Raw genomic sequence first — 12,095 nt, forward strand, 5'->3', positions numbered from 1 at the left:
CCGGCGCTCCGGACCGATAACCACTGCATGAGTTTGGATCAGGAGCCTGCCTTGGTTGTTACCCGCGGCGTGATTTCAGCCGCTGGGCGTGGCAGCGATGCCGCACGCCTCGTCGAAGCATTGGGCGTCGAGCTGGCGGGCGAAAAGATCGACCTGCCGAGTTTCCCCGATATCGCCGTGCGCGTCCGCAGGGCGCTCGCCAACGACGAAGTCGAAATCGAACACGTCGTACGCGTCGTCAGCGCCGAGCCGGCGCTGGCCGCGCGGCTGCTGCAGCTTTCGAATTCCGCGGCGCTCAACGCCAGCGGCAAGCGCCTCACCGATCTGCGCGCTGCGATCTCCCGCATCGGATTCAACATGGCACGCAGCGCGACGATCGCCTTCGCGATGTCCCAGCTGCGCCGTGCGGAGGCCTACAAGGGACTCGACGAGCCGTTGATGGAGCTCTGGCAACACGGCGCCCATGTCGGCGCGGTAAGCCATGTCATCGCCAGCCGCTTCACGCAGGTGAACGCGGATACCTCGCTACTCGCCGGGCTGCTGCAGGGCGTCGGCAAACTCTATCTACTCACGCGTGCGGCGCGATATCCCGCGTTGCTGCGGGACGCCGGCACCTACCAGCAAATCGTCGCTGAGTGGCACGGGCGGGTAGCCCAAGCCATTCTGCGCAATTGGGATATGGCCGAGGAGGTCGTCCGCGCCGTTGTGGACTGCGAGGACCTCGACCGCACTCACGAGGGGACTACCGATCTCACGGACGTACTCGCTGTCAGCAACGCGCTGGCGTCGCTCGGGCCCGATCCGCGCGGCGACGACATGTTGTTCCTTGGAATGCCCGCCGCGCGCCGGATGAAGCTCGACGCAAAATCCTGCGGCGCGGCGCTGGCTGAATCCCACCACGCAATTTCCTCGCTTCGGCAGGCATTGGGCGCATGAGTACGGCAGAAGCCACTTCGACGATCGAGACGCGCGCGATGCCGAACACCGTGGTGTTCGCCTTCGTGAAGGCGCTTGCCGCCGAGCTTTCGCAGGGCCAGGTGGAACTGCCTTCGGTGCCCGACATCGTGCTCAAGCTGCAGAAGACGCTGTCCGACGAGAACGTCTCCAATGACATCGTCGTGCGCGTGGTCGGCTCCGAGCCCATGCTCGCAGGCAAACTCATGAGCATGGCCAATTCCGCGGCGTTGAATTCCTCCGGCCGCAAGATTGCCGACCTGCGCATGGCCGTGGCGCGCGTCGGGTTCAACATCGTCCGGTCGGCATCGCTCGCCTTCGTCGTCGACCAGCTCAAGAAGTCACCCGAATTCAAACATCTCGAAGCGCCGCTCGACGGCCTGTGGAAGAACAGCGTACAGATCGCGGCTTTGTCGCATGTGATCGCGCGGCGCTTCTCGTCGCTCAACGGCGATACCGCTTTGCTGGCGGGTCTGATGCACAACGTCGGCCGTATCTACATCCTGACGCGCGCGGCCAAATACCCAACGCTTACTGCCGATCCGCTGACCTACAACGCGATCGTGCGCGACTGGCACACGAATGTGTCGAAGGCGCTGCTCGAGAACTGGCGGGTCGCCGACGAGATCGTCGACGCGGTCGCCTCTCATGAAGACATGGACCGCGATCAGCGCGGGCCCGTGACGCTGACCGACGTGTTGTCGCTGGCCACGCTGGTGGAACGCAACCGGCACGGCGGCGAGATGGATGCCGCGAACGACTCGCTGGTCAAGGGATTGAAGCGCCTGCAGCTGCAGCTGCGCGATTGCGCCAGCGTGATCGACGAATCCGCCGAAGAAATTGCAGCGCTCAAAGCGGCGTTGGGAGGTTAGGGATATGCCCGCGATGGCGCTAGGGACGACAACCATCGAGAACATCGTCGCGCATGATGCCGCGGCGCTCGAGAAAGATTTGGCCGGGATCAAACCCGACGCGCAGGTTGCGCTGCCTGGCGTGCCGCAGATCGTCACGCGTCTGCAGCAGATGCTCAGCGATCCCAATGTCGGCATCCCGCAGCTCGTGCCCGTGATCAACTATGAGCCGGTGCTCGTGGGGCGCGTGTTGCAGATGGCGAATTCGGCAGCGTTGAATCCGACGCGCCGGAAAGTGACGGACATTCGTAACGCCGTGACGCGCGTGGGCTTCGACCTGCTGCGGTCGGCCGCGCTGGCTTATGCCATGCGTCAGCTGTCGCAGGCGCACCAGGTCAAGGACATCCGGCCACACATGGAGGCACTGTGGGAGCGCAGTGCGTGGACCGCGGCGGTGTCGTTCGTGATTGCGCGCAAATTCACGCGCGTGAATCGCGATCTCGCGTTCCTGGGTGGGCTCATGCATGGGGTGGGGAAGCTGTTCATCCTGACGCGTGCGGCGCACTACCCGTTTGTGCTGCGGGACCGGACGAAGTACGGCGCGATATTGCGCAAGTGGCATGCGCCGTTTGCGAAAGGGATTCTGGCGGGGTGGCGGGTCAATGAAGATGTGATCGACGCTGTCGTGCAGTACGAGAATCTCAACCGCGAAGTGGTGGGGGATGAGCCGGATCTGACGGATATTCTTGCCACTAGCTACCTTGTGGTGGGGCATGCGGGGCGTATGCACGATCTGTCGATGACGGTGGAGAAGATCGCGTCGTTTTCCCGGCTGCGGTTGAATTTGATGGCCGTGGAAGAGACGCTCGAGCAGGCGAAAGAAGAAATCGAAGATTTGCGGCTGTCGATCAAGTAAGTCGGCTCAGCCGTTAGGCGGAAAATCTCGCCATTCGCGCAAGATTTAGAGGTGCGCGAATGACGGCGCCAATTCTAGCGTGGGCGCATGAAAGTGAGCGACCTGCTGCGCCTCCTGCACATCGATGGGTGGTTCTTGGTCGCGACGCGCGGCAGTCATCGGCAATTCAAGCACCGGCGAAGCCAGGGCGGGTAACGGTTCCGGGAAAGCCGAGCGATGATTTGGCACCGGGCACTCTCAACAGTATCCTCAAGCAGGCTGGCCTCAGGCGAAATTAAGGTAACTGCGATGCGCTACGCCGTTGTCATTGAAAACGCGGGTTCGAACTTCTCGGCCTATGTTCCAGATCTGCCGGGTTGCATCGCAACTGGCGCAACGCTAGCGGATACGGAGGCCGCTATTCGCGAAGCAATTGCTTTCCACCTCGATGGGCTGCGAGAAGACGGCTCGCCCATTCCACCGCCCTCAAGTACCGTCGAATACGTCGAAGTTGCCGCCTGACAAATCGTTGGAGCAGACTTCGCCGCCAATCCGATCGGTGTCGAGTACGGCCCGGAAGACTGGATGGCGAGGCTGCGCGATGGTACTCCCGCATCCGATTTTCTGCCGCGCCAAACTCACGAACTCATTTCACCGATTCGAGGTTCGCTTGGGAATTAGACACCGCACGTTGGCGAAGTGATGTGGCCTAACAAGTCGCTCGAGCGCAGGGTGAGCACCTCGCGAATTTGACTCGTGCTCTTAGAGCCAGACGACGAGCGGCTCGTCGAGTATCTCGAACAGAGGACACCATGGGAATCTTGACCTTCAGTATCAACGTCACCCTGGACGGCTGCGTCGATCACCAGGAAGGAATCGCCGACGACGAGACGCGCGCCTTCTTCACCCGCCTCATGGACGAGAGCGGGGCGATGCTGTGGGGCCGCGTCACTTACGAGATGATGGAGAGTTACTGGCCAGCGGTCGCCCGCGGCGACGCCGAGGCACCGCCGGCGATGCGCGAGTGGGCGATCAAGCTTGCGGCCAAGCCGAAGTACGTGGTGTCCTCGACGCGAAAGGACTTCCCCTGGGCCAACAGCCACCACATCGCCGGCAATCTGCGCACGGGTGTACGGAAGCTCAAGGACGCGACCCCGAACGGCGTGCTCCTCGGTAGTGGCAAGCTCGCGACCGAGCTGGACCGGCTGGATCTGATCGACGAGTACAAGTTACTCGTCCACCCCAGGATCGCCGGCCACGGCCCGACGCTTTACGAGGGCGGGCTGCCCAGCACGCGACGGCTCGAGTTGATCTCGGCGAAGCCGCTCCGCGGTGGCGCGGTTGCCATGCACTACCGGCGCGCGTGCGACGGTCGGCTCAATCGTTCGTCAATAACCTCACAGCCTACAAACGAAATCTTACTCACATGAATACGGCGCAAATCGCCAAGCTTGCCTCCGCTTCGATGTCCGGCTCGATGCCTTTCCCGCAAATCGTTAGTGGTTTGCTTGGTGAAGGCGTCGAGTCCTATCACGTCGACTATCGAGCTCTGCATTTCACCTTCTACGGCGTGAGCAGTGGTGTCGTCGTCGTTCCTCTGATTTTTGAACGGCTGCCCGAGATCGCCGAACGTTTTGACGCGCCAGCTCTTCGTGCGGCAATCCTGGATAACCAGAAGAAAGGGCAGGCGTTCCGGGATTTCTGTAGCCGAGCCATCTTGGCTGGGGTGCACTCTTACCACGCTTTTCTGCGCGGCAAGCGTGTGGTCTACCTCGGTCGTCATGGAGACCAGCACGTCGAATGGTTTCCGGGCGCGGCACCTGCTGATGTCTAGCAAATGGCTCAGGCGCACGCGTGAAAGATAAAGTGTCAAGTTCACGCAGCAGCGCCCATGGCGCTCACCTCAGCCGTTAGGCGGCTCTCATGGATCTCTGGCTTTTCCGAGAGAGGATGACAATGGTCGGCGTAGTCATGGCGCAGTGGATTGTCGCTAGCACTCTCCCCGCATTTGCTGTCGGGTATTTGCCGATGCCGAATGGTTGGAAAACACTCTTGCCTGTCAGGAGCTTGGCTCGAGTGTCAGGTCCATGTTGAACGCCATCGCCTTGTTCTCCAGTTCCCGTCGCAACGGCAACACCGGCCAGTTCGTGGATCGCATTGCCACGAACCTGAAGATCGAGATCGTCGACCTCGCCAGCGTTCGAATGTCAGGGTACGACTACGAGCACCGAAATCGGAACGATGACTTTGAGCCGCTCATGAAGCGTGTATTGGAGTTCGATCAGTTGCTGTTCGCCACGCCCGTTTATTGGTACGCGGTAGCTCCGACGATGAAAGTGTTTCTCGATCGGATCTCGGACTATCTAGAGCTTCCCGACCTTCTGAACGAGGGTCGCCGATTGCGGGGGAAGAGGGCGTACGTGGTGTGCACGTCGATCTATGATGAAGCTCCCGCATCTTTCGTGAATGCCTTTCGCGATACGTTCAACTACCTTGGCATCCACTTTGGTGGCGTCGCACACGCCAACTGTCGAGACGGCTATTTGCCTGCCAGGCACGATACCGACGCTGACTTGTTTGCTCGGCAGGTAAAGAATGCAAAGGCGGATGCCAAGGCGCAGCCATGAATCCGCCGTTGTCCAGTGAATAACTACTGGTGATTGCATGCGGCGCCTTGTGCAGGATTTGTTGACGCGGAGTGCGCCTACTTCGCCCCCGGTGGCGCAAACACGTCCACTGAAAGCGTCACGGTCCGGCTCTCCCTCGGATCGAGCGCCCCAACTCCAACTACCTTGCGCGCCACTTCCTCTCCGCGCTCGTTCTTGACCGAAACCACGACCGAGTACTCCCACGAATCGGCGCCGGCCTCCGGATTGCGGAACGCGCCTTCAACCCGCAGCGCCGAGAACGTCGCCTGCGCACGGGCCTCGACGATCGCATTCGGATCGAACCGCAGATGGTGATGGCATCCCGGGCAGATCCTCGCGCTCTCGAGGATCGTTGCCTTGCAATGCGGACAGGTCCTGGTCTTCCCGGGTGCCGCGACACGGACGTTCATCGGAACGTCAGTGCTTGGACTTCTCGTCCCAACCGAACTCCGCCTTGCCGCGCATGCGTGAACCGGCCGCGACAGTGAGCGAGCCAGCCTTCAGTTCGCCATTGAGCACGCCCGTCTGAAGTAGTTCGACGCGTGATGCGGCATCGATGTTGCCATCGAGCTGGCCGCCGATGGTCACCGTGTCGGCTTTGACGCCGCCGGTCAGGTGCGCGCCAGGCTCGATCGTCAGGTTGCCCTGCACGTTGACATCGCCTTTGAACTCGCCGGCGATGCGAACGTGGCCCGCGCCTTCGATCTTGCCTTCGATGACGAGCCCGGCGGAAATCACGGATTCCTTCAGCGCCGCATCCGAACGGGCCTGCGTAACAGCAGGGCGCACAGGCGCATCGGAAACGGCGGACAATACGGCGACCTTTTCGGGCGCTTTCGCAGCCGGGGCGGGGGCGTTCTTCTCGCGGTCAGATTGATCGTTCCACAATGCCATGACGAAACTCCTGTAATTGAAACGCGCGATCTTGCGCGAGATCGTGGGACGTAAGTACACAGCGAAGTCCGGAGTGTCAAACTCCCGAGCAATTTGTCGGGATATGCCGACAATGGCCGAGGGTAGAGCAGGCACATGGAAAACAAGATGTCGAACTCAAGCAGCACTGGCGCGCTGGCCGCATTCGCAGCCCGTGCCTGTTTCGTCGTCATGGCGCTGATGGTCGTGGTAGCTGGCGCTCTCACACCAGGGTACAGCCACGTCAGTCAATTCATCAGCGAACTGGGCGCTCGCGGTTCGCCGTACGAATGGCCGGTGCGGTTCGCAGGCTTTCTTCCGTCGGGCGTTCTCCTGCTCGCATTCTGTGGTTTCGCATTCGCTGCGCTCCCGCGATCTCGCGGTGCCGCGCTCGGGCTGCTGGGCCTCGCGGTGTATGCGGTGGGCTATGTCGTCGCGGCGTCATTCCCTTGCGACCTCGGTTGCCGGCCAGAGACACCAAGCACCTCACAACTCATACACAACGCGGTTGGATTGCTGGGCTATCTTCTCGCGCCTGCCTTCCTGCTCGCCCTTGCGCGCGCGGCACTCGCATGGCCGGACGCGGGTCGCCTGGTCGTGGCCGGGTACGTGGCTTCGGGGGCCGCACTTGTTGGGCTGCTCACGTTCTCACCATCTTCGCCCGCCGCGGGCTTGAGTCAGCGGCTCATGGAATGCGCAGTTCTTGCGTGGGCGGTGTTGTGCGGTGGCTATCTGGCGAAGCAAAGCATTCGCAGCGCCTAACAAGGCTGGATAACGCACATATGGGCGAAATCGTGCGAGTCCAGATTGTCGCCGGCGTGGCGCTCGGCTCAATCGTTGGCCGGCGTCGCCAAATCAACCCATTGCCAGGAGAAGCTGCCGGGCCACAGGTTGAGAATCCCGCGCCCAGATGCCCAACGAACCGGCGCTGGGCCGGCATCCGGGCGGTGCTCTTCCCCCGTGACGGGGCGCCGACACATACTCCACATCCAGGCTTCCCGACCCATATATAAGAGTGCCCATGACCCCCGAAAACGTACGCACCGCGGCCGACGCCCGCAAAATCGTCGTGGAACGCAAGCTCGACCACGTCAAGGTCGGTGTCTTCGACAACGACGGCATCATGCGCGGCAAGTATATGGGCCGCGACAAGTTCTTCTCCGCGCTCGACAAGGGCTTCGGCTTTTGCGACGTGGTGCTGGGCTGGGACTCCAACGACCAGCTCTACGACAACGTGAAATACACCGGCTGGCACACCGCGTACCCGGATGCGCCCGTGCGCGTGTTGACCGATACCTGCCGCGCCGTGCCGTTCGAAGGCGACATGGTGATGTTCCTCGGAGAGTTCGCCGAGAAGGCGGAGGCGGTCTGCCCGCGCGCGGTCCTGCGTCGCGTGCTCGCCAAGGCGTCCGACATGGGTTACGGCGTCAACGCCGCCACCGAATTCGAATTCTTCATGTTCAAGGAAACTCCCGAGAGCATCCGCGCCAAGAATTTCCGCGACCTCACAACCATGACGCCGGGTTTCTTCGGCTATTCGGTGCTGCGCAGCTCGGTGCACTCGGAGTTCTATCACCAGCTCATGCAGATGTGCACGAGCATGCGCATTCCGCTCGAAGGCCTGCACACCGAAACGGGCCCGGGTGTGCTCGAGGCGGCGATCCAGTATTGCGAGGCGCTTGAGGCGGCCGACCGCGGCGCGTTGTTCAAGACCTATACCAAGATCCTCGCGCAGCGAAACGGGATGATGGCGACGTTCATGGCCAAGTGGTCGAAGGACTGGCCGGGGCAGAGCGGTCACATCCATACGTCGCTCAATCGCAAGAAGGGCGGCAAGTCCGCCTTTCACGACCCGAAGAAGCCGCACAACATGTCGGACGAGATGCGCTGGTATGTTGGTGGCCAGCAGAAGCTGATGCCGGAGTTGTTAGCCATGGTCGCGTCCACGGTGAACGCCTATTCGCGCCTGATCCCGGGTTTCTGGGCGCCGACCAACGCGACCTGGGGTGTGGAGAACCGCACCTGCGCGTTGCGCGTGATTCCGGGCGGGCCCTCGAGCCAGCGGGTCGAGTACCGCATCGCCGCGGCCGACATCAACCCGTACCTCGCGTTGGCGGTCGCCATCGGTTCGGGCTTGCACGGCATCGAGAACAAGATCGAGCCGGATCCGGCGGTCCAGGGCAACGCCTATGAAAAGACATTCCCCAAGAGCCGCTCGTTGCCGCGCACGCTGACCGAAGCTTCGGAGTGGCTGGAAAAATCCAAGGCCGGCCGCGCCTTGTTCGGCGATGCATTCGTCGAACACTTCGCGGCCAGCCGCGAATGGGAGGACCGCGAGTTCCGCCGTGCCATCACGGATTGGGAACTGGCGCGTTACTTCGAGATCATCTGATGCCGGCGCTACAGAAGACGATCAGCCCCGTCGACGGACGGGTGTACGTAGAGCGGGCGCTCGCGACTCCGGAGGAGATCAACGAGCTGCTGCGCATCGCGCGACACGCGCAGGTGGCGTGGCGCAACGTGCCGCTCGCGGAGCGCACGAAGATCCTGACGGCGTTCTGCGACGAGTTCGAAAAACGTGGTGACAAGATCGCCGAGGAACTGACCTGGCAGATGGGCCGCCCGCTGCGCTACGCGCCGAGCGAAGTGCGCGGTACGCTCGAGCGCGCGCGCCACATGATCGCGATCGCGCCGCAGGCGCTGGCGGACATCGACGTGGGGGCGAAGGAGAACTTCAACCGCTTCGTGCGCCGCGAGCCGCTCGGTGTGGTGTTCACCGTGGCGGCGTGGAACTACCCGTATCTCATTGCCGTCAACAGTGTCGTGCCGGCGTTGATGGCAGGCAATGCGGTGATCCTCAAACATTCCGCGCAGACTCCGCTCGCGGCGGAGCGATTCGCCGAATGCCTGGCTGCGGCGGGTTTGCCCAACGGCGTGTTCCAGGTCGTGCACGCGTCGCATGAAGACACGGATCGCATCATCCGCGATCCGCGCGTGGATTTCGTCGCGTTCACGGGCTCGGTGGCCGGCGGGCATGCCGTGCAACGTGCCGCCGCGGCGCGTTTCATCGGTGTCGGGCTCGAGCTCGGCGGTTGCGATCCGGTGTACGTGCGGCACGACGCCAATCTAGATCACGCCATCGAGAACATCGTCGACGGCGCGTATTTCAATTCGGGGCAATCGTGCTGCGGGTTGCAACGCGTGTACGTGCATCACGGCGTGTACCGCAAGTTCACCGAGGGGTTCATCGAGCTCACGCGCAAGTACGCGCTCGGCGATCCTCTGGATCCGGCCACCACGCTCGGTCCCCTGGTGCGCACGGCCGCTGCAGACGGCGTTCGCACGCAGATAAACGCCTCCATCGCGGGTGGCGCCAAAGCTGCGCTCGCGGAATCCGCCTTTGCGAAGTCGCAAGCCGGCACGCCTTACCTTGCGCCGCAGGTGCTGCTCGAAGTCGATCACCGCATGCCGGTGATGCGCGAGGAGATCTTCGGGCCCGTCGCGGGCATCATGAAGGTCAGCTCGGACGACGAGGCGATCGACCTCATGAACGACAGCGACTTCGGTCTGACTGCCGCGATCTGGACGGAAGACGCGGACGCGGCGCTGGCCCTGGGCGATCGCGTCAACACCGGCACCTGGTTCATGAACCGCTGTGACTATCTGGACCCCGCGCTGGCGTGGGTGGGTGTCAAGGATTCCGGGCGCGGCTGCACGCTTTCTGCGGTGGGTTACGAACACCTGACCCGCCCAAAATCATTCCACATGAGACTGAAGACATGAGCGTTCCCATGAAGGGCAACTGGAACTATCCGACCACGGTCTGGACCGGTCCCGGCCGCGTCAAAGAACTTCCGCAGGCCTGCGAGAAGTTAGGCATCGTCCGGCCCCTGATCGTCACCGATACGGGGCTGAGGGATTCGCCGATGATCCGCAACGCGCTGGCATTGCTGCCGATGGCAAAGTTGTTTGCCGACGTGAAGGGCAATCCGGTGGCGGCGAATGTCGAGGCTGGCTTGAAGGCGTATCACGCGGGTGCGCACGATGGCGTCATCGCCTTTGGCGGCGGTTCCGCGCTCGACGCCGGCAAGGTCATTGCATTCATGTCCGGTCAGACGCGACCGCTGTGGGATTTCGAGGATATCGGCGACTGGTGGACGCGCGCGGATCCGGCCGGCATTGCGCCGGTCATCGCGGTGCCGACGACGGCGGGCACGGGCAGTGAAGTGGGGCGCGCGGGCGTCATCCTCAACGAGGAAACCCACCAGAAGAAGATCATCTTCCATCCGAAGATGATGCCGGGCATCGTCATCGCGGATCCGGAGCTCACCGTCGGGCTGCCGCCCAAGATCACAGCGGCTACCGGCTTCGATGCCTGGGTGCATTGCTTCGAGGCGTATTGCGCGCCGGGCTTCCATCCGCTGGCCGACGGCGTGGCGCTCGAAGGCATGCGGCTCATCAAGGTCTATCTACCGCGCGCCGTGAAGAACGGCGGCGATCTCGAAGCGCGCTCGCGCATGCTGGCCGCGGCCAGCATGGGGGCGACGGCATTCCAGAAGGGTCTCGGCGCCGTGCACGCCATCGCGCACCCGGTCGGGTCCTTTTTCGACACGCACCATGGCCTGACCAACGCCGTCATCACGCCGTACGTGATCGTGCACAACAAGGACGCGATTGCCGATCGCATGAAGCTGCTCTCGCGCGTGCTCGATCTGCCGAAGCCCGGTATCGATGGCGTGCTCGACTGGGTGCTGGGCTTTCGCAAGGAGCTCGGCATTCCGCATGCGCTGTCCGACATCGGCGTGACGTTGCGCAACCCGGAGGAGATCGGCCGCGAGGCGGCGATCGACCCGAGCGCCGGCGGTAACCCCATTCCCGTTGATGCGGCCACGCTCGAGCGCATCTTCCGTTCGGCGGTGAAGGGCGACCTGTCGCTGAAGAGCTGACTTGGCGCGCATCCTCATCATCGACGGCAACACCGCCGAGACGCGCGCGAAACACGTCTCGGTCGGCGGCACGGCCTCCGGCGACGGTTACGCCGCGACGCTCAAGCGCCTGAGGCCCGGCATCGAGTGCGACATCGTCCATCCGGCCGATGGGGAGCCCAAACTACCCGCCGGTGTCACGCTCGGCGACTACGCGGGCGCCGCCATCACCGGGTCCGCGTTGAACATCTATTCGCTCGAGCCGGCCGTCGAGCGGCAGATCGATCTGGTCAAGGCGGTATTTGCGGCGGGTGTGCCCACTTTCGGCAGTTGCTGGGGCCTGCAGGTCGGTGTTACCGCCGCGGGCGGCAGCGTGGTGCGCAACCCGCGCGGGCGCGAATTCGGCTTCGGGCGGCGGATCACGCTCACGTCACCCGGCCGCGACCATGCAATGTTCCAGGGCAAGCCGGAAGTATTCGAAGCCTGCACGGTCCACGTCGACACGGTAGATAGCCTGCCGGCCGGCTCGACGCCGCTGGCGCACAACGACATGGGCTTGCAGGCCGCCGAAATCCGGCACAAACACGGCGTGTTCTGGGGTGTGCAATACCACCCGGAGTACAGCTGCGCGGAGATCGCCGCGATGGCGCGCCGCTATGGCGACGTGCTGATCCGCGACAGGCTGGTCAAGGACCAGGCGGAACTCGATGCGCTGGCGGCGGACCTCGTCACCTTGAACGAGCACCCCGAAGACGCGCGCCTCGCATGGCGATTCGGGGTCGGAGCATCCATCACCGATCCCACGATCAAACTCGCCGAGCTGCGCAACTGGCTCGACAAGCAGGTTCTGAAGTAAAGAAAAGCCAGCTCTGTCATGTGCTTGCAACGATTTCATGGCGCACTACATAGC

Annotated in this window: 14 protein-coding genes and 1 pseudogene; 13 read left to right on the top strand and 2 right to left on the bottom strand. The window is 63.0% G+C overall.

Features of this window, described 5'->3' with window-relative positions:
• Nucleotides 1-51: 51 nt before the first annotated feature.
• From WDO72_19575 to WDO72_19610, 8 genes and pseudogenes are all read left to right on the top strand, one after another.
• Nucleotides 52-936, top strand: a complete 885-nt coding sequence (locus tag WDO72_19575; GenBank protein MEJ0087875.1) for an HDOD domain-containing protein — start codon at nt 52-54, stop codon at nt 934-936.
• Nucleotides 933-1,826 (top strand): HDOD domain-containing protein, encoded by an 894-nt coding sequence (locus WDO72_19580; protein MEJ0087876.1) that lies wholly within the window; start codon nt 933-935, stop codon nt 1,824-1,826. The genes WDO72_19575 and WDO72_19580 overlap by 4 nt, the downstream gene beginning before the upstream one ends.
• Nucleotides 1,827-1,839: 13 nt before the next feature.
• Nucleotides 1,840-2,721: an HDOD domain-containing protein gene (locus WDO72_19585; protein MEJ0087877.1), complete on the top strand. Its 882-nt coding sequence runs from the start codon at nt 1,840-1,842 to the stop codon at nt 2,719-2,721.
• 87 nt (nt 2,722-2,808) lie between these two features.
• Nucleotides 2,809-2,999, top strand: a pseudogene (locus WDO72_19590) (type II toxin-antitoxin system HicA family toxin).
• A gap of 10 nt (nt 3,000-3,009) precedes the next feature.
• The gene (locus WDO72_19595; protein ID MEJ0087878.1) at nt 3,010-3,222 is read left to right on the top strand and encodes a type II toxin-antitoxin system HicB family antitoxin; all 213 of its coding nucleotides are present in this window, start codon (nt 3,010-3,012) and stop codon (nt 3,220-3,222) included.
• 290 nt (nt 3,223-3,512) lie between these two features.
• Nucleotides 3,513-4,130: a dihydrofolate reductase family protein gene (locus WDO72_19600; GenBank protein ID MEJ0087879.1), complete on the top strand. Its 618-nt coding sequence runs from the start codon at nt 3,513-3,515 to the stop codon at nt 4,128-4,130.
• Nucleotides 4,127-4,534 (top strand): DUF1398 domain-containing protein, encoded by a 408-nt coding sequence (locus tag WDO72_19605; GenBank protein ID MEJ0087880.1) that lies wholly within the window; start codon nt 4,127-4,129, stop codon nt 4,532-4,534. Before WDO72_19600 ends, WDO72_19605 begins: the two co-directional genes overlap by 4 nt.
• 253 nt (nt 4,535-4,787) lie before the next feature.
• Nucleotides 4,788-5,327: an NAD(P)H-dependent oxidoreductase gene (locus tag WDO72_19610; protein MEJ0087881.1), complete on the top strand. Its 540-nt coding sequence runs from the start codon at nt 4,788-4,790 to the stop codon at nt 5,325-5,327.
• Nucleotides 5,328-5,404: 77 nt separating this feature from the next.
• On the opposite strand, the gene WDO72_19615 is transcribed toward WDO72_19610, so the two are convergent.
• Nucleotides 5,405-5,758 (bottom strand): hypothetical protein, encoded by a 354-nt coding sequence (locus tag WDO72_19615; GenBank protein ID MEJ0087882.1) that lies wholly within the window; start codon nt 5,756-5,758, stop codon nt 5,405-5,407.
• A 7-nt stretch (nt 5,759-5,765) separates the two neighbouring features.
• Entirely contained in the window at nt 5,766-6,377 is a 612-nt protein-coding gene (locus WDO72_19620) for a polymer-forming cytoskeletal protein (protein ID MEJ0087883.1), read from the bottom strand.
• On the opposite strand from WDO72_19620, the gene WDO72_19625 reads away from it, so the two are divergent.
• The 5 genes from WDO72_19625 (at nt 6,378) to WDO72_19645 (ending at nt 12,041) form a co-directional block, all read left to right on the top strand.
• Complete coding sequence (locus WDO72_19625) at nt 6,378-7,022, top strand: DUF998 domain-containing protein (protein ID MEJ0087884.1); 645 nt, start codon at nt 6,378-6,380, stop codon at nt 7,020-7,022. It abuts the gene before it with no gap.
• A gap of 259 nt (nt 7,023-7,281) precedes the next feature.
• Nucleotides 7,282-8,652, top strand: a complete 1,371-nt coding sequence (locus WDO72_19630; protein MEJ0087885.1) for a glutamine synthetase — start codon at nt 7,282-7,284, stop codon at nt 8,650-8,652.
• The gene (locus WDO72_19635; protein ID MEJ0087886.1) at nt 8,652-10,043 is read left to right on the top strand and encodes an aldehyde dehydrogenase family protein; all 1,392 of its coding nucleotides are present in this window, start codon (nt 8,652-8,654) and stop codon (nt 10,041-10,043) included. Before WDO72_19630 ends, WDO72_19635 begins: the two co-directional genes overlap by 1 nt.
• Nucleotides 10,040-11,206: an iron-containing alcohol dehydrogenase gene (locus WDO72_19640; GenBank protein ID MEJ0087887.1), complete on the top strand. Its 1,167-nt coding sequence runs from the start codon at nt 10,040-10,042 to the stop codon at nt 11,204-11,206. The genes WDO72_19635 and WDO72_19640 overlap by 4 nt, the downstream gene beginning before the upstream one ends.
• Before the next feature lies 1 nt (nt 11,207).
• Nucleotides 11,208-12,041, top strand: coding sequence for a type 1 glutamine amidotransferase (locus WDO72_19645; protein MEJ0087888.1), 834 nt, complete (start codon nt 11,208-11,210; stop codon nt 12,039-12,041).
• Nucleotides 12,042-12,095 lie beyond the last annotated feature (54 nt).

Source organism: Pseudomonadota bacterium (assembly GCA_037200975.1).
Lineage (GTDB): Bacteria > Pseudomonadota > Gammaproteobacteria > Steroidobacterales > Steroidobacteraceae > CADEED01.

Bases quoted from the DNA above. Each gene is read 5' to 3' on its own strand.
- WDO72_19640 (MEJ0087887.1), top strand. From the start codon at position 10,040: ATGAGCGTTCCCATGAAGGGCAACTGGAACTATCCGACCACGGTCTGG.
- WDO72_19600 (MEJ0087879.1), top strand. From the start codon at position 3,513: ATGGGAATCTTGACCTTCAGTATCAACGTCACCCTGGACGGCTGCGTC.
- WDO72_19615 (MEJ0087882.1), bottom strand. From the start codon at position 5,758: ATGAACGTCCGTGTCGCGGCACCCGGGAAGACCAGGACCTGTCCGCAT.
- WDO72_19630 (MEJ0087885.1), top strand. From the start codon at position 7,282: ATGACCCCCGAAAACGTACGCACCGCGGCCGACGCCCGCAAAATCGTC.
- WDO72_19585 (MEJ0087877.1), top strand. From the start codon at position 1,840: ATGGCGCTAGGGACGACAACCATCGAGAACATCGTCGCGCATGATGCC.
- WDO72_19635 (MEJ0087886.1), top strand. From the start codon at position 8,652: ATGCCGGCGCTACAGAAGACGATCAGCCCCGTCGACGGACGGGTGTAC.
- WDO72_19605 (MEJ0087880.1), top strand. From the start codon at position 4,127: ATGAATACGGCGCAAATCGCCAAGCTTGCCTCCGCTTCGATGTCCGGC.
- WDO72_19580 (MEJ0087876.1), top strand. From the start codon at position 933: ATGAGTACGGCAGAAGCCACTTCGACGATCGAGACGCGCGCGATGCCG.
- WDO72_19610 (MEJ0087881.1), top strand. From the start codon at position 4,788: ATGTTGAACGCCATCGCCTTGTTCTCCAGTTCCCGTCGCAACGGCAAC.
- WDO72_19625 (MEJ0087884.1), top strand. From the start codon at position 6,378: ATGGAAAACAAGATGTCGAACTCAAGCAGCACTGGCGCGCTGGCCGCA.
- WDO72_19595 (MEJ0087878.1), top strand. From the start codon at position 3,010: ATGCGCTACGCCGTTGTCATTGAAAACGCGGGTTCGAACTTCTCGGCC.